This window comes from Streptomyces sp. NPDC008086, from assembly GCF_042957325.1.
Classification (GTDB): Bacteria; Actinomycetota; Actinomycetes; order Streptomycetales; family Streptomycetaceae; genus Streptomyces.
In genome coordinates, this window is sequence record NZ_JBIBIA010000007.1 from 614,311 (window position 1) to 635,572 (window position 21,262).

The 21,262-nt window shown below is 70.4% G+C and carries 21 protein-coding genes and 1 pseudogene; 15 read left to right on the forward strand and 7 right to left on the reverse strand.

What is annotated here, in order from left to right:
* Positions 1–6 precede the first annotated feature (6 nt).
* The 7 genes from ACFZBP_RS27340 (at position 7) to ACFZBP_RS27370 (ending at position 5,908) form a co-directional block, all read left to right on the forward strand.
* Complete coding sequence (locus tag ACFZBP_RS27340; protein WP_391416843.1) at positions 7–1,344, forward strand: ATPase, T2SS/T4P/T4SS family; 1,338 nt, start codon at positions 7–9, stop codon at positions 1,342–1,344.
* A gap of 63 nt (positions 1,345–1,407) precedes the next feature.
* The gene (locus ACFZBP_RS27345; RefSeq protein ID WP_391416845.1) at positions 1,408–2,355 is read left to right on the forward strand and encodes a type II secretion system F family protein; all 948 of its coding nucleotides are present in this window, start codon (positions 1,408–1,410) and stop codon (positions 2,353–2,355) included.
* 48 nt (positions 2,356–2,403) lie between these two features.
* Positions 2,404–3,306, forward strand: a complete 903-nt coding sequence (locus ACFZBP_RS27350; protein ID WP_383460475.1) for a DUF5936 domain-containing protein — start codon at positions 2,404–2,406, stop codon at positions 3,304–3,306.
* Positions 3,307–3,739: 433 nt separating this feature from the next.
* Complete coding sequence (locus tag ACFZBP_RS27355; RefSeq protein WP_383460478.1) at positions 3,740–3,937, forward strand: hypothetical protein; 198 nt, start codon at positions 3,740–3,742, stop codon at positions 3,935–3,937.
* The gene (locus ACFZBP_RS27360) at positions 3,937–4,662 is read left to right on the forward strand and encodes a pilus assembly protein TadG-related protein (protein WP_391416848.1); all 726 of its coding nucleotides are present in this window, start codon (positions 3,937–3,939) and stop codon (positions 4,660–4,662) included. The genes ACFZBP_RS27355 and ACFZBP_RS27360 overlap by 1 nt, the downstream gene beginning before the upstream one ends.
* Positions 4,663–4,689: 27 nt before the next feature.
* Positions 4,690–5,271: a hypothetical protein gene (locus ACFZBP_RS27365; RefSeq protein ID WP_383460484.1), complete on the forward strand. Its 582-nt coding sequence runs from the start codon at positions 4,690–4,692 to the stop codon at positions 5,269–5,271.
* Positions 5,272–5,278: 7 nt separating this feature from the next.
* The gene (locus tag ACFZBP_RS27370) at positions 5,279–5,908 is read left to right on the forward strand and encodes an OmpA family protein (RefSeq protein ID WP_383460486.1); all 630 of its coding nucleotides are present in this window, start codon (positions 5,279–5,281) and stop codon (positions 5,906–5,908) included.
* 23 nt (positions 5,909–5,931) lie between these two features.
* On the opposite strand, the gene ACFZBP_RS27375 is transcribed toward ACFZBP_RS27370, so the two are convergent.
* On the reverse strand, positions 5,932–6,294 hold the full coding sequence (locus ACFZBP_RS27375; protein ID WP_383460489.1) for a DUF192 domain-containing protein: 363 nt from the start codon (positions 6,292–6,294) through the stop codon (positions 5,932–5,934).
* Positions 6,295–6,364: 70 nt separating this feature from the next.
* On the opposite strand from ACFZBP_RS27375, the gene ACFZBP_RS27380 reads away from it, so the two are divergent.
* Positions 6,365–7,249: an LLM class flavin-dependent oxidoreductase gene (locus tag ACFZBP_RS27380; RefSeq protein WP_391416851.1), complete on the forward strand. Its 885-nt coding sequence runs from the start codon at positions 6,365–6,367 to the stop codon at positions 7,247–7,249.
* A gap of 50 nt (positions 7,250–7,299) precedes the next feature.
* Positions 7,300–8,172, forward strand: a complete 873-nt coding sequence (locus tag ACFZBP_RS27385; protein WP_391416853.1) for a methyltransferase domain-containing protein — start codon at positions 7,300–7,302, stop codon at positions 8,170–8,172.
* An 11-nt stretch (positions 8,173–8,183) separates the two neighbouring features.
* Here ACFZBP_RS27385 and ACFZBP_RS27390 read toward each other — a convergent pair whose 3' ends face one another.
* Entirely contained in the window at positions 8,184–9,377 is a 1,194-nt protein-coding gene (locus ACFZBP_RS27390; protein ID WP_391416856.1) for a DNA glycosylase AlkZ-like family protein, read from the reverse strand.
* Between the two features lie 844 nt (positions 9,378–10,221).
* Here ACFZBP_RS27390 and ACFZBP_RS27395 point away from each other — a divergent pair.
* The 4 genes from ACFZBP_RS27395 (at position 10,222) to ACFZBP_RS27410 (ending at position 15,410) form a co-directional block, all read left to right on the forward strand.
* Positions 10,222–10,995: an isoprenyl transferase gene (locus ACFZBP_RS27395; RefSeq protein ID WP_383460501.1), complete on the forward strand. Its 774-nt coding sequence runs from the start codon at positions 10,222–10,224 to the stop codon at positions 10,993–10,995.
* Positions 10,996–11,308: 313 nt separating this feature from the next.
* A complete protein-coding gene (locus ACFZBP_RS27400; protein ID WP_383460504.1) occupies positions 11,309–12,634 on the forward strand; it encodes a PhoH family protein in 1,326 nt (441 codons plus the stop codon).
* A 400-nt stretch (positions 12,635–13,034) separates the two neighbouring features.
* Entirely contained in the window at positions 13,035–13,748 is a 714-nt protein-coding gene (locus tag ACFZBP_RS27405) for a transglycosylase SLT domain-containing protein (protein ID WP_383460507.1), read from the forward strand.
* A 222-nt stretch (positions 13,749–13,970) separates the two neighbouring features.
* Positions 13,971–15,410, forward strand: a complete 1,440-nt coding sequence (locus tag ACFZBP_RS27410; protein WP_391416860.1) for an AI-2E family transporter — start codon at positions 13,971–13,973, stop codon at positions 15,408–15,410.
* A 25-nt stretch (positions 15,411–15,435) separates the two neighbouring features.
* On the opposite strand, the gene ACFZBP_RS27415 is transcribed toward ACFZBP_RS27410, so the two are convergent.
* Positions 15,436–15,975, reverse strand: a complete 540-nt coding sequence (locus tag ACFZBP_RS27415) for an alkyl hydroperoxide reductase (protein WP_383460512.1) — start codon at positions 15,973–15,975, stop codon at positions 15,436–15,438.
* A 5-nt stretch (positions 15,976–15,980) separates the two neighbouring features.
* Positions 15,981–16,535, reverse strand: coding sequence for a peroxiredoxin (locus ACFZBP_RS27420; protein WP_272124337.1), 555 nt, complete (start codon positions 16,533–16,535; stop codon positions 15,981–15,983).
* A 144-nt stretch (positions 16,536–16,679) separates the two neighbouring features.
* Between ACFZBP_RS27420 and ACFZBP_RS27425 the strand changes: the two genes are divergently transcribed.
* Both ACFZBP_RS27425 and ACFZBP_RS27430 read left to right on the forward strand, forming a co-directional pair.
* Entirely contained in the window at positions 16,680–17,681 is a 1,002-nt protein-coding gene (locus ACFZBP_RS27425) for a LysR substrate-binding domain-containing protein (RefSeq protein WP_391416863.1), read from the forward strand.
* The gene (locus ACFZBP_RS27430; protein WP_391416865.1) at positions 17,674–18,027 is read left to right on the forward strand and encodes a hypothetical protein; all 354 of its coding nucleotides are present in this window, start codon (positions 17,674–17,676) and stop codon (positions 18,025–18,027) included. Before ACFZBP_RS27425 ends, ACFZBP_RS27430 begins: the two co-directional genes overlap by 8 nt.
* Before the next feature lie 99 nt (positions 18,028–18,126).
* Here ACFZBP_RS27430 and ACFZBP_RS27435 read toward each other — a convergent pair whose 3' ends face one another.
* From ACFZBP_RS27435 to ACFZBP_RS27445, 3 genes and pseudogenes are all read right to left on the reverse strand, one after another.
* Positions 18,127–20,463 carry an FtsX-like permease family protein gene (locus ACFZBP_RS27435; RefSeq protein ID WP_391416867.1) on the reverse strand — a complete coding sequence of 779 codons (2,337 nt, stop codon included), beginning with the start codon at positions 20,461–20,463 and terminating at the stop codon, positions 18,127–18,129.
* Positions 20,460–21,149 (reverse strand): ATP-binding cassette domain-containing protein, encoded by a 690-nt coding sequence (locus tag ACFZBP_RS27440; protein ID WP_391416869.1) that lies wholly within the window; start codon positions 21,147–21,149, stop codon positions 20,460–20,462. Before ACFZBP_RS27440 ends, ACFZBP_RS27435 begins: the two co-directional genes overlap by 4 nt.
* Positions 21,146–21,262, reverse strand: a pseudogene (locus ACFZBP_RS27445) (PadR family transcriptional regulator); the annotation flags it as partial. The gene ACFZBP_RS27440 and the pseudogene ACFZBP_RS27445, both read right to left, overlap by 4 nt.

The window sequence follows — 21,262 nt, forward strand, 5'->3', positions numbered from 1 at the left end:
ATCCACATGAGCCTGAGGTCACGCATCAACACCCCCGAGGAGCCCGGCAGCCGGGGCGAGGACGGCCACCTGGTCGCCTCGTACCGGGCCAAGCTCCTGGAGGAGATCGACCTCGCGGAGATGACCTCGCTGGCGGCGGCCGAGCGCCGGGCCCGCCTGGAGCGCGTCCTCGGGCACATCATCAGCCGCGAGGGCCCGGTGCTGTCGACGGTCGAGCGCTCGCAGCTGATTCGCAGGGTCGTCGACGAGGCGCTGGGCCTCGGCATCCTGGAGCCGCTCCTCGAAGACGCCTCGATCACCGAGATCATGGTGAACGGCCCCGACGCGATCTTCGTCGAACGCGCGGGCCGGGTCGAGCAGTTGCCGCTCCGCTTCCCCTCCCACGACCAGCTGATGCAGACCATCGAGCGGATCGTGTCGACCGTGAACCGCCGGGTCGACGAATCGAACCCCATGGTCGACGCGCGGCTGCCGTCCGGCGAGCGGGTGAACGTCATCATCCCGCCCCTGTCGCTCACCGGCGCGACCCTGACGATCCGCCGCTTCCCCCGCTCCTTCACCCTGCACGAGATGACCGGCCTCGGCTCGCTCGACGAGCCCATGGTGTATCTGCTGGCCGGGCTGGTGCAGGCGAAGTTCAACATCATCGTCTCGGGTGCGACGGGCACCGGTAAGACCACGCTGCTCAACGCGCTGTCGGGGCTGATCCCCGAGCACGAGCGCATCATCACCATCGAGGACTCGGCCGAACTCCAGCTCCAGCAGTCCCATGTGATCCGCCTGGAGTCGAGGCCGCCCAACGTCGAGGGCAAGGGCCAGGTGACCATCCGCGACCTGGTCCGCAACTCCCTGCGGATGCGCCCCGACCGCATCGTCGTCGGCGAGGTCCGTGGCGGCGAGTCCCTGGACATGCTCCAGGCCATGTCGACCGGCCACGACGGCTCGCTGGCCACCGTGCACGCCAACAGCACGGAGGACGCCCTGATGCGGCTGAAGACCCTCGCGTCCATGTCCGACGTGTCGGTGCCCTTCGAGGCGCTGCACGACCAGATCAACAGCGCGGTGGACGTGATCATCCAGCTGACCCGCTTCCCGGACGGCGCCCGCAGGATCACCGAGATCGCGCTCCTGGACAGCCACGGGGCCGAGCCGTACCGGGTGGCGACGGTGGCCCGCTTCAACGCCCAGCCCATGACGCCGGACGGCCGCGTCCACGGCGCCTTCGCCTACCACCCGCTCCCGCGCCGCACCGCGGACCGCCTCTACATGGCGAGCCAGCCGATCCCCCAGGCCTTCGGCGTCGCCCAGTCACCGCTCGAACTCGCGACCCGAGAAGCCAGGTAGGACCAGGCAGGACCACGCAGGACCACGCAGGACCAGGCAGGAGAGGCAGAACAGGTAGAACCCATGGATCTCCAGACCCGCATCACGCTCACGACCGGCATCGCCCTGCTGACCTGTGCGCTGGCCGTCGTGGGCATCCATGCCTACGCCTCCGGCCGGGCCCAGCGCCAGGCCCTGGTCGACCGGCTCACCTCCGCCGGCCAGATCACCGGCGCGGGCGGCCGCCGACGCCGCTTCGTCGACCTGGACCGCCGACTGCGCCGTACGAAGCTGGGCAAGCGGCTGGAACTGCGCCTGGTGGCCACGGGCCTGGACGTCACCCCCGGCGAGTTCTTCGTCTACATGCTGGCGACGGTGGCCGGCCTCTGGCTGGTCGGCCAGGCGGCCCTGGCCCCCTTCTTCGGCCCGATCGCCGGCCTGCTGGGTGTGGGAGCGGCGGTCCAGTTCCTGAACTGGCAGCGTCAGAAGCGCATCGAGCGTTTCATCAACCAGCTCCCCGAACTGGCCCGCATCCTGGCCAACGCCGCCCACGCGGGCCTCGCCCTGCGCACGGCCATCGGCATGGCGTCGGAGGAGCTGGAGGCCCCGGCGGGCGAGGAACTGGCCAAGGTCTCCAACCAGTTGGCCCTCGGCGCCTCGATGGACGACGCCCTCGGCGAGCTCGCCGAACGCCTCCCGTCCCGCGAACTGGTCGTCCTGGTCACCACGCTGGTCCTCTCCAACCGGGCCGGCGGCCAGGTGGTCAGCGCCCTGCGCAACCTCACGGAGACGCTGGAGGAGCGCAAGGAGACCAGGCGCGAGGTCCGCACCCAGCTCTCGCAGGTGAGCATGACGTCGTACGCGGTCCCCGTGCTGGGCGTCGGGTCGCTGTTCCTGATGAACGGGGTGCAGGACGGGGCCCTGGACCGGATGACGGGCTCGCCGGTCGGCCAGGCGGCGGTGCTGATCGCGTTCGGCCTGTACGCGGTGGGGTTCGTCCTCATCCGGCGTATGTCACGGATCGACGTCTGAGGCGCGGGCGGGGACGAGGACGGGGACGGGGAGAGGGAAGGCGAGACGATGGAAACCGGAACACTGGGCCTGCTCCTGGCCCTGCTGATGGCCCTGGGCGTGTGGGGGATCTTCGCCGGCGTCCGCATGTACCGCGCGGACGCCAAGCTGCCGAGCGATCTGGCGCTGGCCCTGGAGATCGGCGCGACCCGAACCGGCGCCGTGGACTCCCTCATCGACCGCATGGGCATGCGCTACGCCCCCGCCGTACTGCGGCTGATGGGCCCGAAACTGGTCGCCAGGTACCGCCGCAGGATCGACCTCGCGGGCAACCCCGGCGGCCTGACCATCGACCGCTACGCGGCTCGGCGGGCGGTGTACGGCTTCCTCGGCGCGGTCGGCTTCCTGGTGTTCCTGCTGCGGGGGCAGTTCCTGGTGGCCCTGCTCCTGCTGGCCTTCGGCGCCTTCTGGACGGAGGTCGGCATCTGGTCGGCCATCCGGATCAGGAAGGACGAGATCGAACGCACCCTGCCGGACTTCCTCGACGTCCTCGCGGTCGTCGTCAGCGCGGGCCTCGGCTTCCGCCAGGCCCTCGACCGCGTCGCCTCCAAGTACGAGGGCCCCTGGGCGGACGAACTCCGCATCACCCTCCGTCAGATGGACCTCGGCATGAGCCGCCGCCAGGCCTTCGCCGAACTGCGGCGCCGCAACGACTCCGAGCAGGTCGCGATGTTCGTCACCGCCCTCCAACAGGGCGAGGAACTGGGCGCCCCCATCGTCGAGACCCTCGTCGCCCTGGCCAAGGACATGCGCCGCACCGACGCGCAGAACGCCCGCCGGAAGGCGGCCCGGGCGGTGCCGCGGGCCACGCTGATGATCACGACGTTCATGGTGCCGGCGACGATGATCCTGCTGGGGGCGGGGTTGTTGCTGGGGTCGGGGACGGACTTCGGGTCGCTGACGGGCGAGTAGAGGGGGCGCAACCGCATCACTAGCGCAAGCAAAGGTCGAACTGCCAACTACCGCAAGGAAATTCCCGGAACGCCTTTCGCGAATGCAACCAGTTGTGGGACAGTCGTCGTCGGATCGCTCGCGGTTCCGACCGAGCAGGAGGGAGGCGCAGATCATGAACCCCGTCGCATCAAGCCACGTCAACCGCATCTTCGCCAAACTCCACGGCACCGGCCGTGCGCCGGCCACCGTCAAGTGGCCGGGCAGGGCTCCGGGTTCACCCCCTGGACGGAGCTGACGGCGATGACAGAGCGATGGTTTTCGGCCTGGGTCCGGAATCGGGCCCAGGGACCCTCTGGTGTTTCGGGTATTTCCGCTTACTTTTCTCGCAAGACTTCTCCCAAGCCCTGCGAGCCCAGCGCCCGGCGACCGCCGAACACCAGAGGGGAACACCATGAGCAACTGGATCCACACCACCGTCGCGCACCTGCGCTCCCGCGCCGCCCGCGACGACAGGGGGCAGACGGCGGTGGAGTACCTGGGGATCATCGCGGTGGTGGTGGCGATCGTGCTGGCCATCGTGGGAACGGACATCGGTCAGACGATCTTCGACGCGATCACGGACAAGATCACCGAAGTGACCGGCGGTTGATGCGGCGGCCCCGGCACGGCGGCGGCGACGCGGGGCAGGCTTTCCCCATCTACATCACGGTGGTGGCGGGCCTGCTCTTCCTCGCGTTCGCGTACCTCGCGGTCGGCCAGGCCGCGGCGAACCGGAACGGCGCCCAGACCGCGGCCGACGCGGCGGCTCTGGCGGCGGCGCAGGAGACCCGGGACCAACTCGCCGGCATGTGGGTGGACGACGTACTCGACCCGACGAAGTGGCAGGACATCTTCGACGGCATCGGGGTGGAACTCGACGGCTGCTGGCGGGCGTACGAGCTGGCGGCGCAGAACGACGCCGCTGTCGACGGCTGTGATCCGGCGGAGCCGCTCGGCTACACGGTCTCCGTCCAGTCCACGAAACCCGTCGGCGACTCGATCGTCCCCGGCACGGAGGACGTCAGGTCGAAGGCATCCGCCACCGCCGTGATCGAGCCCCGGTGCACGTTCGACCTCCCTGGCGGGGGCGAGGGGAATGGCGGGGACGCCGGGGATGACGGTGACGCCGGAGGGGCCGGGGACGCCGGAGGGGCCGGGGGCGGCGCCGGAGGAGAGGCGGGGCCCGGCGACGGAAACGACACACTGCCGCTTCCCCGCCTCACCTGCGAGGACGGCGGCGACTGGGACCCGGACCCGGACGATCCCACGACCCTCCCGGCTCCCGAGGACCTCTTCGACGTCCATCTGGCCGACTCACCGGCCAACGGCGAGTGACTGACGAGTGACTAAGGAAGCAGAGGCATGAGTATTCGGTTCACGACGAAGGCCCACAGGGGGATGGTCGCGCTGACCGTTGCGGCTGGACTGGCCCTCGGCGTGGCCGGCTGCGGCAGTGGCGGGGACGACAGCGACAAGCCGGAGACATCGGCGTCCGCCCCCACGGAACGGGGATCCGACCCGAGCGCCCAGGAGGGACAGTCGGACGATCCCCTGGCGGAGCTGAAGGGCTCGGACGGGCTGCTCCTCCAGATCACCTCCGCCCAGCGTGACTCCGGTGGCTTCGTCACCGTGAACGGCAGCCTGAAGAACGACGGGGACAAGAGCATGTCGGTCCCGTCCGCGCTGAGCGGCAACGAGACCGAGATCACCAGAAACGGCCGGTCGTTCGGAGGCGCCACGCTCGTCGACTCGAAGAGCAAGAAGCGGTACTACGTCCTACGGGACACGGACGGCCGCCCGCTGACGACCACGGGCTTCTCGACCCTGAAGGCGGGCGAAACCCTGGCCGTGTTCATGCAGTTCCCGTCGCCGCCCACGGACACGACCGAGGTCACCTTCCAGCTCCCGACCTTCGCCGCCGCCACCATCCAGATCTCCGGGTGAGGCGACCATGACCCGCACCCCCCGCCTCACCCTGACCCTCACCGCCGCCACCGTCATGGTCGCCGCGAACCTCCTCGTGGCCACCACGGCCGACGCCGCGGACGACCCCAGCGTGCCCCCGGGGACGGAAGCCACGGCCTCCGCCCCTGTCGAGGTCGACGCCAACGACCCCGATCTGAAGCTTCCCGAAGGCGCCACCCTCGCGGAACCCAAGGTCCTGGACATCAAGCAGGTCGTCGAGGACCAGGCCGGTGAGGAACGCCGGGAGGACACCAACGCGGACGTGAAGTTCGCCCTCCAGGCCGAGGTCCTCTTCCCCAAGGACAGCGCCAAGCTCACCGGCGAGGCGAAGGCCCGCATCGCGGAGATCGCCGAGGAGATCAAGACCCAGAACGCCACCCGCATCAGGGTCTTCGGCTTCACCGACAACCTCGGCTCCTCCGCCCACGGCGACGTCCTGTCCAGAAAGCGCGCGAACGCCGTACAGGGCATCCTGGAAGCGGAACTGAACGACTCGACGGTGACGTACGAGGTGCGGGGCTACGGCGAGCAGTACCCGATCTCCTCGAACGCGACGGAGGCGGGCCGCAAGAAGAACCGCCGGGTGGAGGTGTCGTTCCCGCGCTCGGAGGGGTGAAGCGGACCGAGGGCCGACGCCCCCTAGGCCTCCACGCTCACCCGCACCCCGGCCACCAGCCCCCACCCCGCCATCACCCCGGCCTCCCCCTCCAGCACATGCCGCGACCGCGGCCGGGGCAGGCCCAGGCGGCCCGGCTTCATGGTGTGTACGGCGATGACGTGCAACTCGCGGTCGAGGTAGGCGACGTCGATGGGGATGCGCATGCGGAAGGTGTGTACGCCGCCGGCCGGGGTGAGCAGCATCGCGCCGGCGACGGAGTCACGCCCCAGGAGCCCTTTCGTACGGGCCCGGTACGACGCGGCGATCTCCAAGGGGACGGGGACGTCGCCCCGGTCCCCGTGCACCACCAGCGTCCCCCGGCCGTCCCGCCACCGTCGTCCCATCCGACGCCACCTCCTGGGCTTCGTTCAAACTGTGTTGTCCGCCGAGTGCCGTCCGGGTAGGAAGGACTCCATGACCGGACTCGGCGCAGTATTCCGTCCCCAGCTGGCCCCCGAACGACTCCGATCCGTCGCCCGGCTCGCCGACAGCGCGGGCCTCGAGGAGCTCTGGCTCTGGGAGGACTGCTTCCGCGAGGGAGGGATCTCCACCGCGGCCGCCGCCCTCGCCTGGACCGAGCGGGTCAAGGTCGGCGTCGGGCTGCTGCCCGTACCGCTGCGGAACGTCGCCATCACCGCCATGGAGGCAGCGAGCCTGCACCGGATGTTCCCGGGCCGGCCGATCCTCGCCGTCGGACACGGTGTGCAGGACTGGATGGGGCAGGTCGGGGCCCGGGTCGAATCGCCGTTGACCCTGTTGCGCGAGCACCTCGACGCGCTGCGGGCCCTGCTCAGCGGGGAGCGGCTGACCGTCGAGGGACGGTACGTGAAGCTCGACGACGTCGCCCTGGACTGGCCGCCCGACGAGCCGGTGCCGGTCCTCGCCGGCGCCACCGGACCCCGCTCGCTGCGGCTCGCCGGCGAGGCGGCCGACGGGACGCTGCTCACCGCCTCGACCTCGCCCGACGGGGTACGACGGGCGCGGCAACTCATCGCCGAGGGACAGGAATCGGCCGGACGCACCCCGGGTACGGACACGCCCCACCAGGTCGTCGTCTACCTCCTCACCGCCACCGGCCCCGACGGCCCCGCCCGCCTCAAGGCCGAACTCGAGGCCGAGGGACTCGGCTCCGTCCCCGACCTCGGAGTCGCCGGGGACGCCGGCACCGTCACCAAGGCCGTACAGCGGCTCGCGGACGCCGGTGCGGACACCGTGGTGCTCCAGCCGACGGGCGACGAGCCCGACCCGGAGGCGTTCGTACGGTTCGCGGCGGAGGAAGTGCGGCCCCTGGTGCCGTAGCCCACGGAGGGCGGTGAGCGTTGTCAGTGCCTCCTGACAGACTCAGGGACATGAGTGACGACAGGGCGAGCGACAGCGACGCGGACGTGCGGGGGGCCCAGCACCCCCGTACCTTCGAGGCCCTCGTGGCCGAAGGTGCCGCCGTCCCCACCGAGGGCTGGGACTTCTCCTGGTTCGAGGGGCGGGCCAGCGAAGCCCGGCCGTCGTGGGGATACGCCGCGTCTCTCGCCGAGCGACTCGCCCGCGCCACCGCCGTCCTCGACATCCAGACCGGGGGAGGGGAGGTCCTCGACCTCGCCCTGCGCCGCGCCGCCCCCGAGGCACCCACCCTCACCGTCGCCACCGAGGGCTGGCCGCCGAACGTCGCCGAGGCCACCGCACTCCTGCGCCCGCACGGCGTCGCCGTCGTCGCCTCTCCCGAGGACGCCCCGCTGCCCTTCGCCGACGGCGCCTTCGATCTCGTCAGCAGCCGGCACCCGGTCACCACGCACTGGACCGAGATCGCCCGCGTCCTGAGGCCCGGCGGCACCTACTTCGCCCAGCACGTCGGACCCCGCAGCGTCTTCGAGCTAGTCGAGCACTTCCTGGGCCCCCTCCCCGAGGAGCAGAGCAGCGCCCGCCACCCCGACCGGGAGCGCGCCGACGCCGAGGCGGCCGGGCTGGAGATCGTCACCCTGCGGGCCGAGCGGCTGCGCGTCGAGTTCTACGACATCGCAGCCGTGGTGCACTTCCTGCGCAAGGTCGTGTGGATGGTCCCCGGCTTCACCGTCGAGGCGTACCGGTCCCGACTCCGCGCCCTGCACGAGCGGATCGAGACCGAGGGCCCCTTCGTCGCGCACAGCACCCGCCACCTCTTCGAGGCCCGCAAGCCCGCCCCCGAGGCCCACACCGATACCGATACCGGCACCGACTTCGGCACCTGAGCTCCCACCCCCTACGCGTGCGGGCCGACCGCCACCTTCCCCACCACCAACTCCGCCCTCGCCTCCAGCACTTCCCCCACCCGCTCCACCTGCTCGCCCAACTCCCGCTCCTGCCGCGCCGTCAGCCGCCGTCCGATCAACTCCACCGTCACCGTCGTACGACGACCCTGGCGCCGCTGGTGCCAGACCCCGGCCACCGCCCCGTCCACCAGCAGCACCGGAAAGTTCCCCGCCTGCCCGCCGGCCAGCGCCCGCCGATACGCCTCCCCGGGGAACAGCGACTCCCGAGGCTGTGCGGCGATGGCGTAGGCATCGAAGTACGGCAGCAACCGCACCCCACGCACCCGCTCACCCGGGAACCCCGTGTCCCCCGCCACGACCCACCCCGCCCCGCCCTCGAACCGGACCTCCTCGATCCCCTCGCCCTCCCCGGCCCCCGCCAACTCCCTGAACAGCCCGACCGCCCAACCCGCGGGTGCCGCCAGCCACTTGGCGAAGTGCTGAGGCGTCGCGGGCCCGTACGCACGCAGATACCGGCGTACAAGCTCCCGCAAGGCCGCCTCCCCCGACACCGACGCCGCGCCCGAGCCCGCCGCGACCCCCGACGGCCGCATGTACGTCACCTTCCGCCCTCGGTTCGGCCCGAAGCACAGCGCGCCCGCCTGCCCGGCCCGGTGCATCACCTGGCGCCAGCGCGGCCACAGGTCCTGGAAGGCGGGCATGACGAGGTCACCGGCCCACGGCCCGGTGCGCGCCACGACCTCCGCACCCAACTCCTCCACGGTCAGACACACCCCGTCGAGGGAGTCCCCGATGGCCGCCACGATCTGTGCCGCCTGCTCCTCCGTCACCCGGACGGCCGGCGGGAACGGGCTCGGCCCCGTCGGAACCGCGCTCAGGGCGCCGCACCACAGAGGCAGTTCGGCGGCCGGGAGCAGATGGACGGTTCCGCGCGGGCCGAACGTCTTCACCAGGGACCCGTCCCCCCAGAGCGCGGCCCGTACGTCCGCCCGAGTGACCCCGGAGGCCCGCACCCCCACCGACACCTCGGCCGCGGACAGCACCTGCGCGTGCGCGCCCAGCATCGCCCCGACCACCTCGGCCACCGGTGTGCCGCGCTCGGCGGGACGCGCCAGGAACTGCCGCTCCATCCGCCGCGCACTCGCCTCGCCCCATGTGATCGCCCTGCTCGCGTTCGCGGTCATAGGCCGACGGTAGGCCGCATATAGGTCAGTTGCTGTCCGCTGAGCGTCACCCTGGTGCAAACCGTGCATCCGTACGCGAACCGCCTCCGCCCCCTGCGCATCCAAGGAGTCCACACCTTCTCCACATTGTTATGGAGGCCGACTCGCTTTCCTCTCACCTCTCACGTAAGTTCAGACCAAGGTAATTCGCGTACGCAAAGCTGCGCGGCGGCACCGCGCAGCGGAGGGGGCTGCGCGGTGCCATGCCCTCGCGCCCACCCCTGCTGGACGCGCGTCGCACCGAAAACGAGCGCGCCCATCGAATCCACGTTCCCCGTCAAGCCGACGTTCGCGGTCGGGGTCACCCGGGGGAGGGAAGCGTGGACAAGTCGCCGACGACACCCCAAGCCGCGCCAAACCCTCCGTATCCGGCCGCTTCCCGCCCGTTTCTCCTGGGAATCCGCCCCTGACCGGCCACGAATCAGCCACGAAAGAGCCCTCCCAGGGCCACCGGGCCGTCGCCGAGCGATTTCGGAGAGTAGTTGTGCCACGCCGATGCACGCACCATCCCTTACGAAGGGTTATGGTGGAAACCCCCCCTCGGGCCGGTCCGTCTCCCCCCCACGGACCGGCCCGTTTTTTTGTCCCAGAACAAGGGACGCATCAAATCGCCGGGGGCGGCACGTCCCTTGAGGGGCGCGGGGAACTGCGCGATCAACCCCCACCGACCCGCAGCCGCCCACACACCCAAGGCCCCCATCCAAGGCGCCAACACCCCACCCGCACCCCCAAAGGCGCCCCGACCCCAAACCCCGGTACGCTCCATGCGCGGGGACCGCATTCGTACGGAGGGGCGGACAATCACGTGAACCTGCGCGACAAGCTGCGCGGCCTGCTGGTCAGGCTGTACGCACGCCGGGTGGAAGGTCACCTGGACCACGCTCAGGTGCCCAAGCACATCGGCGTCATCATGGACGGCAACCGGCGCTGGGCGAAGGCCGCGGGTTCCACCACCGTGCACGGTCACCGGGCCGGCGCAGAGAAGATCGAGGAGTTCCTCGGCTGGTGCTCCGAGACGGACGTCGAGGTCGTCACCCTCTGGCTGTTGTCCACGGACAACTTCGACCGGCCGCAGGACGAGCTCGGCCCGCTCCTCGGGATCATCGAGGACGTCGTGCGCACCCTCGCCGCCGACGGCCGCTGGCGCGTGCACCACGTCGGCACGCCGGACCTGCTGCCGTCCGGGATGCAGACCAGCCTCAAGGAGGCCGAGGAGGCCACCGCGCACATCGACGGGATACTGGTCAACGTCGCCATCGGCTACGGCGGCCGCCAGGAGATCGCCGACGCCGTGCGCTCGATGATCGTGGACGCCCACGACAAGGGCACCTCGATGGAGGACCTCGCCGAGTCCGTCAGTGTCGACCTGATCGGCCGGCACCTCTACACCGGCGACCAGCCCGACCCCGACCTCGTCATCCGCACCAGCGGCGAGCAGCGGTTGTCCGGTTTCATGCTGTGGCAGACGGCCCATTCCGAGTACTACTTCTGCGAGGTCTTCTGGCCGGCCTTCCGCAAGGTCGACTTCCTGCGCGCCCTGCGTGACTACGCGGCCCGGCACCGCCGTTACGGCGGCTGAGAAACCCCCCACCGCGGGACGGAAGTAACAAGGAGTTCACCAGCGCGCCGTCATATGCGCTGGCATGGCATCGCACGTTCGAGGGCATAAGCCAAGCAGGTCGACACCCGAACCACGGGTGTCGTATCTCAGCGGGCGGCACCGGAGCCGTCCGCCCGGGAGGCCCTTTGCACCAGCCCGACCGTGCGGTCACGGCACGGAAGAAGCAGTGGAGGGCCGGTTTTCGGCCCGTGCATGGCGTGCAGGGCGGCCGACGACCGGTCCAGCTCCACTCCGTCGCTCCCCGACCTCATCCGAGGGGGTACGTCCTTCCGTGGTGACCAGCACAAAGCGCCACAAGCCAGACCGGCGCACCTACGTTCTCGACACCAGCGTCCTGCTGGCCGACCCGAACGCCCTGAACCGCTTCGACGAGCACGAGGTCGTGCTCCCCATCGTCGTGGTGACGGAACTGGAGGCCAAGCGGCACCATCCCGAACTCGGCTACTTCGCCCGGCAGGCACTGCGTCTGCTGGACGAGTTCAGGGTCCGGCACGGTCGCCTCGACGCCCCCATTCCGATCGGGGACCTCGGCGGCACCGTCCGTGTCGAGCTCAACCACTCGGACCCCAGCGTTCTGCCGACGGGCTACCGCCTGGGGGACAACGACTCCCGTATCCTCGCGGTCGCCCGCAATCTGCAGGCCGAGGGGTTCGACGTCACCGTCGTGTCGAAGGACCTGCCGCTCAGGATCAAGGCCTCGTCCGTCGGCCTCCTCGCGGAGGAGTACCGCGCCGAGCTCGCCATCACGGACTCCTCCGGCTGGACCGGAATGTCCGAACTGACCCTGCCGGGCGAACAGGTGGACATCCTCTTCGAGGAAGGGCACATCCACGTCCCCGAAGCCGCCGACATGCCCGTCCACACCGGGCTGACGATCCACTCCGAGCGTGGCAAGGCGCTCGGCCGGATCACCCCGGAGGGCAACGTCCGGCTGGTGCGCGGTGACCGGGAGGCCTTCGGCATCAAGGGCCGCAGCGCCGAGCAGCGCATCGCGCTCGACCTGCTCCTGGATCCGGACGTCGGGATCGTGTCCATGGGCGGCCGGGCCGGCACCGGCAAGTCGGCGCTGGCGCTGTGCGCCGGTCTGGAGGCGGTGCTGGAGCGCCGTCAGCACCAGAAGGTGATGGTCTTCCGGCCGCTGTACGCGGTGGGCGGGCAGGAGCTCGGCTATCTGCCCGGCAGCGAGGCCGAGAAGATGAGCCCCTGGGCGCAGGCGGTCTTCGACACCCTCTCCGCGGTCACCAGCCGCGAGGTCATCGAAGAGGTCACCGCCCGCGGAATGCTGGAGGTGCTTCCTCTCACCCATATCCGCGGACGCTCGCTGCACGACGCCTTTGTGATCGTGGACGAGGCTCAGTCACTGGAAAGGAATGTCCTGCTGACTGTTCTGTCCCGAATTGGCGCCAATTCGCGGGTGGTTCTCACCCACGACGTGGCCCAGCGGGACAATCTGCGGGTCGGGCGCTACGACGGTGTCGTCGCCGTCGTGGAGAAGCTGAAGGGACATCCGCTGTTCGCCCATGTCACGCTGACCCGGTCCGAGAGGTCCCAGATCGCGGCCCTTGTGACCGAAATGCTGGAAGACGGGCAGATCTGACCCAAGTGCTCAACTTGCGGTAGCTACTCGTTGGTTGGCGCCGTTCGGAAAGGCAGTGAGCCTATCCGGGCGGCGCCTCGGCGTGTGCGGCTTTCCGTAAAACCCCTGGCACAAACAGGGTGTGAGCTTTCACACGCAACACAGAATTGCCTTGCGGCGTCGGGTTACGGCAGAGTCTCACTCCTGTCAGGCCCCGCATACGACACACCTGTACCCCCAGCGGTACGGAACCACAGCAGCACCACAGCCAACTGCATAGCGCCGTCGTATGCCGCCCGAGTCTTCACGCGGCGCTCCCCTCGCGGGAGTTGCCCACCGGGTCCGTGCCTCCCGTGACCCCGCAGTTGGGAGGCCAGAGCCAGGGGCACGATTGCGTCCGCCAGGGTCACCGAAGCGGGCGATGCTGGAAGGAAACCGTGTGAGTCCGATTTCGGTCAGGGGATTCGCAGTGGCGTCGGCCACCGCGGTCACCGCTGTCGGAAGCGTCGTCGGCGTTGCCTCGGGCAGCACCGCGCAGAACAACGACGCCGAGGCGACGGCTGCCGATTCGACGCTCCTCGCGGACATACCCGCGGGCCAGCAGGCCCAGGTGCAGACCGAGTCCCTGTCGGCGCAGGCGGATGTCCAGGCCATCGCCGCGGACGTGAGCGCAAAGAAGGACGCCGAGGAGGCCGCCCGCAAGGCCGCCGCCCAGAGCGCGATCGAGAAGAAGGAAGCCGCCGAGAAGGCCGAGAAGGCGGCGCAGGAAGCCAAGGAGCGCGAAGAGGCCGAGGCGAAGGCCTCCCGGTCCTCCTCCGCGGACTTCCCGATCCAGAGCTCGTACACCATCGACCAGATCCAGGCGATGGCGCGCCAGATGGTGCCGAGCGACCAGTTCCAGTGCTTCAGCAACATCGTGGACCACGAGTCCAGCTGGAACTACCAGGCCGTCAACGCCTCCTCCGGTGCCTACGGCCTCTTCCAGGCCCTGCCCGGCTCCAAGATGTCGTCCGTCGGCTCGGACTGGCAGACGAACCCGGCCACCCAGATCAAGTGGGGCCTGAACTACATGAACGAGCGCTACGACAGCCCTTGTGGCGCGTGGTCGTTCTGGCAGGCGAACCACTGGTACTAGGCGCTCCGCTACGGGGCCGCGGTAGGACGTCCTTGCCGCGCGGCGCCGTCGTGGCGGATCGTGTAGTTCCCCGCGCCCCTTAGGTGTGTCTCTCAACCCTGCGTTGCCCCTCGCCGTCCTTTGGTGAGGGGCTTTCGCGTTCCCCCGGCAGTGGCCATGTACGGTCGGACGCAACGACTCCAGGGGGGAGTGGTGGGGAGAGACGGGGGAAGAGGGCGGATCATGTCGCGAGTGCCAGGGTGGCTCGGTCGGCTCGGGGCCGGGCTGACCGAGATGAGTGAGCGGTTGGACGAGCGCCGTGCCGCGGTGGAACGGGAGAGCGAGGAGCTCCAGCCGGTGCGGCAGTCCGCCCCGGAGCCCGAGTCCTCCGACGCCGACGGCCCGCCGCCGCCCACCGACCACGTGCCACGCCCCCCGGACTACGCGCCCACGGCTCCGCCGCCCCGTCCCGATCCCGCACAGGTGGTGCCGTGGGGTGTACGGGTCGCGGCGGAGGCCGGCTGGCGGCTGCTCGTCCTCGCCGGAACCGTCTGGGTGCTGATGCGGGTCATCAGCGCCGTCCAACTCGTCGTGTTCGCCTTCGTCATCGCCCTGCTCCTCACCGCGCTGATGCAGCCCTCGGTGGCCTGGCTGACCCGGCGGCGCGTGCCGCACGGGTTCGCCACCGCGCTGACCGCGATCCTCGGGTTCGTCGTCATCGGGCTGATGGGCTGGTTCGTGACCTGGCAGGTCATGGAGAACATCGACAACCTCTCCGACCAGGTCCAGGACGGTATCGACGAGCTGCGCAACTGGCTGCTCAACAGCCCCTTCCACGTCACCGACAAGCAGATCAACGAGATCGCCGAGAACCTCCGGGAGGCGGTCGGCGCCAACACCGAAGAGATCACCTCGGCCGGCCTGGAAGGCGTCACGGTCGTCGTCGAGGCGCTCACCGGCATTCTGCTGGCCGCCTTCTCCACGCTCTTCCTGCTCTACGACGGCAAGCGGATCTGGCAGTGGACGCTGAAGCTGGTCCCGGCCGCCGCGCGTCCGGGCGTAGCCGGCGCCGGCCCGCGCGCGTGGGCGACGCTCACGGCATACGTACGCGGCACGGTCCTGGTCGCCCTGATCGACGCCGTGTTCATCGGCATCGGCATCTACTTCCTGGACGTGCCGATGGCCGTCCCGCTGGCCGTCTTCATCTTCCTGTTCTCCTTCATCCCGCTCGTCGGCGCGGTGGCCTCCGGTGCGCTGGCCGTGGTCGTGGCGCTGGTGACCCAGGGCGTGTTCACCGCGGTCATGACCCTGGTGGTCGTCCTCGCCGTGCAGCAGATCGAGGGCCACGTCCTCCAGCCGTTCATCCTGGGCCGCGCGGTCCGCGTCCACCCGCTGGCGGTGGTGCTGTCGGTGGCGGCCGGCGGCATGGTGGCGGGGATCGGTGGCGCGGTGGTGGCGGTGCCGTTGGTGGCGGTGTCGAACACGATCGTGGGGTATCTGCGGGCGTACTCGCAGGAGACGGCATCCGCGGCCCCCGCCATGGCGGCACCTGCGAGCGCCGGTCAGCAACAACCAGCCCGTCCGGCGTTCGAGGACGAGGCCGTTCAGGCCGACGGGGGCTCTGGGGGCGCGGCCCCCAGGGACGGTCGCTCCGACGCAGAGGACCCCGCCCACAAGGTGTGAGCGGGGTCCACGGAAGCGACGGCGCCTACTCGACGTCGGCCAGCACAGCCTCGGCGTCCAGGGTGGAGCCCACAGCCTGGATCACCGAGGCGATCTTGAACGCCTCCTGGATCACCTCGCGCGCGACCCCGGCCTTGCGCAGCACCTGCTCGTGCGAGTCGAGGCACATGCCGCAGCCGTTGATGGCGGACACGGCGAACGACCAGAGCTCGAAGTCGACCTTGTCGACACCGGGGTTGCCGATGACGTTCATACGGAGCCCCGCGCGGAGGTTGCCGTACTCGTGGTCGGACAGCAGGTGCCGGGTCCGGTAGAAGACGTTGTTCATCGCCATCACGGCGGCCGCGGACTTCGCCGCCCGGTACGCCTCCGGCGTGAGGTTCGCCTTCGCCTCCGGGGCCAGCTCGCGCAGCACGACGGAGGAGCGCGAGGCGATCGCCGTCGCGAGCACCGTGCCCCACAGCTGCTGGGCCGGGAGGTCGGAGTTGCCGATGACCGAGCCGAGGTTGAGCTTCAGGTCCTTGGCGTAGTCCGGTATGCGGGACTTGAGGGAGTCGAGGGACATGTCACTCACTCTCCGGCAAGCAGCTTGACCGGGTCCAGGGTGTCCTCGCCCTTGCTCCAGTTGCACGGGCACAGCTCGTCCGTCTGAAGGGCGTCCAGGACCCGCAGGACCTCCTTGGGGTTACGGCCGACGGAGCCGGCGGTCACCATGGAGAACTGGATCTCGTTGTTCTGGTCGACGATGAAGACGGCGCGCTTGGCGAAGCCGTCCTCGCCCTCGATGCCGAGGTCGCGCATCAGCTCGTGCTTGGAGTCGGCCATCATCGGGAACGGCAGGTCGCGCAGGTCGTCGTGGTCCTTGCGCCAGGCGTGGTGGACGAACTCCGAGTCGCCGGAGAAGCCGAGGACCTGCGCGTCGCGGTCGGCGAACTCCTCGTTCAGCTTGCCGAAGGCCGCGATCTCGGTCGGGCAGACGAAGGTGAAGTCCTTCGGCCAGGCGAAGACGATCTTCCACTGACCCTCGTAGGTCTTGTGGTTGATCGTCTCGAACTCCTTGCCCTTCTCCAGCGAGACGCAGGCGGTCAGTTCGAACTCGGGGAACTTGTCACCGACAGTGAGCACAGGCTCTCCTTGCAGCGAAAGAGACACCTGTTCGGTACACGTGTACAGGTGTCTCCCTTGGGTTGGACCTTACCGATCCTGGCACAGGGTGCATTGATACGGGAAATAGCTACACTCGGTCAGGTTGATCGGAGAGTGTTATCAGTGACTGTGGGTAAGAGGAGGCAGCCCAGCCTCGCCCAGCTGCGGGCCTTCGCGGCCGTCGCCGAGCATCTCCACTTCCGGGATGCCGCCGCCGCGATCGGGATGAGCCAGCCCGCGCTGTCCGGTGCGGTGTCGGCGCTGGAGGAGTCACTGGGAGTGACGCTGCTGGAGCGCACCACACGCAAGGTGCTGCTGTCGCCGGCGGGTGAGCGGCTGGCGGTGCGGGCGAAGGCGGTGCTGGTGGAGGTCGGGGCGCTGATGGAGGAGGCGGAGGCCGTCCGGGCGCCGTTCACGGGCGTGTTGCGCCTCGGCGTGATCCCCACGGTGGCGCCGTATCTGCTGCCGACCGTGCTGCGGCTCGTGCACGACCGGTACCCGCACCTCGACCTCCAGGTGCACGAGGAGCAGACCGCGAGCCTCGTCGACGGCCTCACGTCCGGGCGCCTGGACCTGCTGCTGCTCGCGGTCCCGCTCGGTGTGCCGGGCGTCGTCGAACTGCCGCTCTTCGACGAGGACTTCGTGCTCGTCACACCGCTCGACCACGAGCTCGGCGGCCGTGAGGGCATTCCCCGGGAGGCCCTGCGCGAACTGAAGCTGCTGCTGCTCGACGAGGGCCACTGCCTGCGCGACCAGGCCCTGGACATCTGCCGGGAGGCGGGGCTCGGATTCAAAGGGGCGGGGCGAAGCCCCTCGGTTGAGGGCGGTGGCGGGAGACGGGAGGGCGCCCCGGTGACCACGACGGCGGCGGGCCTGTCCACGCTGGTCCAACTGGTCGCCGGCGGGCTGGGCGTGACCCTCCTGCCCCGCACCGCCCTCAAGGTCGAGACCAGCCGCAGCACCCAACTCCTCACCGGCTACTTCGCGAACCCGGCCCCCACCCGCCGCATCGCCCTCACCATGCGCACGGGCGCGGCCCGCGCCGCGGAGTACGAGGAACTGGCCTCGGCTCTGCGGGAGGCACTGCGGCCGTTGCCGGTGCGGGTGGTGGACGCGGATGGATGAGGCCGGGCGGGCGGAACGGCGCTTGCGGGGGCGGATCGACGAACTGCTTGCCCGTGGCCAGGGGTACCTCGAAGTCCCGTTGTCGGCCGGCGAGTTCCCGGTGCTCACCCTCGGCGTCCGGCACGGCCATGCGGTCGTCCACCTGTTCCGGGACGCGGCGAGCGTGTCCCTCCTGGTGGGTGACGGCTCCGTCCCGTCCGATGCCGCGGTCGAGGTCCCGATCATGGACGATCTCGCGGAGTTCACGGGCGACTTCGTCCTGAGCGTCGATCGCGCGACTGCGGTCGCGCGCACCTTCGTCCGGACGGGGACGGCCGACGGCCTGGGCCAGTGGCGCGACCTCTAGCGATGCGCCGCCGCGGCCCCTGGCCGGGCGGACGGCCGCAGGCCGCCCGGACCCATGGGGTTCGGACGGCCTGCGGTGGTGGTCGGGTGCGGGCCGGGACTACTCCGTGCGCAACCCGTCCGGCCGCATCAGTCGCAGCAGCGGCGGCAGACTGAGCAGGGTCACCGCGAGGACCACGCCCGCGGCCACGCCCGTCATGGAGAGGACGCTCGGCCAGTCGACGACGACCGGGGTGTCCGTCATGCGGAGCAGGACCGCGCCGAGAGTGAGGCCCACGACGGAGGAGAGCAGGAGGCCCAGGGCGATGGGGATGGCCGTCTGCCAGAGGACCGACAGGCTCAGGGTGCGGCGCCGGGTGCCGAAGGCGACCAGGGACGACAGGAGCTTCTTGCGGTCGCGCAGTTGCTCCAGCTGGGAGACCAGCAGGCTCGCGCCGATCAGCATCATGACGCAGACGGCGCCCACGAACAGGCCGGTGCGGATGGTGCGGTAGCGGTCGGCCGTCCGGGTGGAGTACCACGTCATGGGGTACGACAGCGGGTCCGCGGCCGTCGCCGTGTTCCGTACGCGGTCGTACGCGTCCGACACCGAGCGGTCCAGCCTGAGGTACACCTGCCCCCGCAGCGCCGGCGCGGCGGTCGCGGGCAGGGCCTTCGGGGTGAGGAGGAAGCCGCCTCGCTGCCGGCCCATGAAGTCCTCCTGCGTACGGGCCTCCTTCAGGCCCTTCGGCACGGTCCAGGCGACCTCCTGCCGCGGCGGCCCGCCGTCGTACGACGGGTCCAGATACACCGTCCGGCCCGGCTGCTTCACCAGCTTCCGGGTGTCCTCGTCGTACTCGGAGTCCGACACGTAGAAGATGTCGCCGTCCCGGCACGAGGGCAGCTTGGCCGTCTGGCGCAGCGAGGCGCAGTCGCCGACGGTCACCTCGGCGCCCATGTCCGGGTCCTTGCGCCGTTCGCCCAGATAGCCCTCGGCGTACGCGTAGACCTCCTGGACGCCCTTGGTGTCACGGAACTTCGCGACCGCGGGGTCGAGCGGGGTGTTCCGGGACAGGGCCACCTCCATCTGCGCCCGCTGGACGTCGTACTTGGACTGCTTGGTGTAGTCGCTCTCCACCCCGGCGAACAGCATCTGCAACGCGATGGCCCCGGCGACCGCGACCGCGACGCCGTTCACCATGCGGGCCGCCGTACCGCTGCTCAACTGGAGCCTGCGGACGGCGAGTTGCCAGGCGACGCCGCCCGAGCCGAGCCGGGCGACGACCGCCTCGACGACCCACGGCAGCAGCGTGGTCACCCCGATGAGCAGCAGCAGGACACCGCCGATCACCAGGTACTCGTTGAAGGTGCCGTTGTCGCTGCCCTGGCCGATCATCGGATAGAGCATCGCGAGGCCGCCCAGCGGCAGCAGCAGCCGCCACCACAGCCGGCGCCGCGAGGGCTTCGCCGTACGCACCACACCGAGCGGCTCGATCACCACGCCGCGCATCGCGAACAGCGTGACCAGCACGGCCGCCGCCGGAACCGCGAGGCCGACCAGCAGGGCCAGTCCGGGGGAGGGGTTGAGGTAGCTCGGGAAGACGCTGACGTCGAACACCTCGACCGAGCCCGCGATCTGGCGGCCCAGCAGGAAGAACCCCGTACCGAAGACCAGTCCCAGCACCGCGCCCGCCAGCGCCTCGCCCGCCGCGATCCGCCGGGTCATCCGGCTGTCGGAGCCGACCAGCCGCAGCGCCGCGAGCCGTCGGTCGCGCCGCTCGCCGCCGAAGCGCACGGCCGCGGCGATGAACACGGCGACCGGCATCAGCAGCACCACGAAGACGACGATGACCAGCAGGAGCAGCACCGGGTCGGTCGTCGCCTCGGTCGGGCTGGTGTCCCCGAACCGTTCGATACGGGCGACCCGGGTGCCGTCGATGTGCGGCGCGAGGCCGTCGCCGCCCCGGAAGAAGGCGAGTTCGTGCGAGCCGATCAGCCCGCTCTCCCCGATGGTCCCGACGATGCGCTCCGGCAGCCGCTCCCGCAGCAGCTTCGCCCCGTCCGACGCCAGCAGCCGCTTCAGCGCGGGGGAGACGACCATCTCGCCCACCGCCGGGAACTTCTCAAGACCCGGCGGCAGCGGCGCGCGGGGCCCCTCGGGCTCCAGCGCCCGGCCGCGGATGTCCTTGTCCCCGAAGTCGGTGTCGACGTCCGCGACGATCAGGGTGGCGTCCGACCTCTTGGTCTCCGAGTAGCTGTAGTCGATGTCGGCGCGGGCGCTCTCCCGCTCGTGCCGGACCTGCTGCATGTTCGGGACCGCGGTCGTCAGCAGCAGCAGCGCCACGCCCAGTCCGACACCGACGGCGGTCAGCAGGGCCCGGACCCAGCCCTCACGTCCGCCGGCGAAGGCGAACCGCACCCCCATGGCCAGATCCTTGGCCCACTGACCCCCGCTCATACGACGCGCTCCATGTCCCGGGACTTTCCGTCCCGTACGACGATCTCGCGGTCGGAGTAGGCGGCCACCCGCGCCTCGTGGGTGACGAGGACGACGGCGGCGTTGGTCGACCGTGCGGCCTCCGTCAGCAGCTCCATCACGCGCTCGCCGTTGAGGGAGTCGAGCGCGCCGGTGGGTTCGTCGGCGAACAGCACGCGCGGGTCGGTGACCAGCGCACGGGCGACGGCGACGCGCTGCCCCTGACCGCCGGAGACCTCACCGGGTCGCTTCTTGCGCAGGTCGTCGACCTCCAGGCGCTCCATCCAGGTCAGCGCGGTCCGCTCGGCGTCCTTGCGGGAGGTGCCGTTCAGCCGCAGCGGCAGGGCGACGTTCTCCACGCACGTCAACTCCGGCACCAGCTGGCCGAACTGGAAGACGAACCCGAATTCGGAGCGCCTGAGCGCACTGCGCTGGGCGTCGTTCATGGTCGCCAGCTCGCGCCCGTTGTACGTGATGGACCCCGAGTCCGGTGGCACGATCCCCGCGAGGCAGTGCAGCAGCGTCGACTTGCCGGAGCCGGAGGGGCCCATCACGGCGACGACCTCACCGGGATGTATGGAGAACTCGGCCCCGTCGAGCGCGACGGTCGGGCCGTAGGCCTTGCGCAGCTCCTGGGCCGCGAGCAGGGAACCGGGAGGAGGCGTCACTTGACCACCACCTCGGCCAGCTTGTCGAGGCGCGCGGCGGTCAGTTCCAGCCAGCGCAGGTCGGCTTCCAGGTGGAAGAGGGCGTGGTCGCAGATCAGCTGGTCGGCCAGGTC

Bases quoted from the DNA above. Each gene is read 5' to 3' on its own strand.
- ACFZBP_RS27340 (WP_391416843.1), top strand. From the start codon at position 7: ATGAGCCTGAGGTCACGCATCAACACCCCCGAGGAGCCCGGCAGCCGG.
- ACFZBP_RS27345 (WP_391416845.1), top strand. From the start codon at position 1,408: ATGGATCTCCAGACCCGCATCACGCTCACGACCGGCATCGCCCTGCTG.
- ACFZBP_RS27350 (WP_383460475.1), top strand. From the start codon at position 2,404: ATGGAAACCGGAACACTGGGCCTGCTCCTGGCCCTGCTGATGGCCCTG.
- ACFZBP_RS27355 (WP_383460478.1), top strand. From the start codon at position 3,740: ATGAGCAACTGGATCCACACCACCGTCGCGCACCTGCGCTCCCGCGCC.
- ACFZBP_RS27360 (WP_391416848.1), top strand. From the start codon at position 3,937: ATGCGGCGGCCCCGGCACGGCGGCGGCGACGCGGGGCAGGCTTTCCCC.
- ACFZBP_RS27365 (WP_383460484.1), top strand. From the start codon at position 4,690: ATGAGTATTCGGTTCACGACGAAGGCCCACAGGGGGATGGTCGCGCTG.
- ACFZBP_RS27370 (WP_383460486.1), top strand. From the start codon at position 5,279: ATGACCCGCACCCCCCGCCTCACCCTGACCCTCACCGCCGCCACCGTC.
- ACFZBP_RS27375 (WP_383460489.1), bottom strand. From the start codon at position 6,294: ATGGGACGACGGTGGCGGGACGGCCGGGGGACGCTGGTGGTGCACGGG.
- ACFZBP_RS27380 (WP_391416851.1), top strand. From the start codon at position 6,365: ATGACCGGACTCGGCGCAGTATTCCGTCCCCAGCTGGCCCCCGAACGA.
- ACFZBP_RS27385 (WP_391416853.1), top strand. From the start codon at position 7,300: ATGAGTGACGACAGGGCGAGCGACAGCGACGCGGACGTGCGGGGGGCC.
- ACFZBP_RS27390 (WP_391416856.1), bottom strand. From the start codon at position 9,377: ATGACCGCGAACGCGAGCAGGGCGATCACATGGGGCGAGGCGAGTGCG.
- ACFZBP_RS27405 (WP_383460507.1), top strand. From the start codon at position 13,035: ATGCTGGAAGGAAACCGTGTGAGTCCGATTTCGGTCAGGGGATTCGCA.
- ACFZBP_RS27410 (WP_391416860.1), top strand. From the start codon at position 13,971: ATGTCGCGAGTGCCAGGGTGGCTCGGTCGGCTCGGGGCCGGGCTGACC.
- ACFZBP_RS27415 (WP_383460512.1), bottom strand. From the start codon at position 15,975: ATGTCCCTCGACTCCCTCAAGTCCCGCATACCGGACTACGCCAAGGAC.
- ACFZBP_RS27430 (WP_391416865.1), top strand. From the start codon at position 17,674: ATGGATGAGGCCGGGCGGGCGGAACGGCGCTTGCGGGGGCGGATCGAC.
- ACFZBP_RS27435 (WP_391416867.1), bottom strand. From the start codon at position 20,463: ATGAGCGGGGGTCAGTGGGCCAAGGATCTGGCCATGGGGGTGCGGTTC.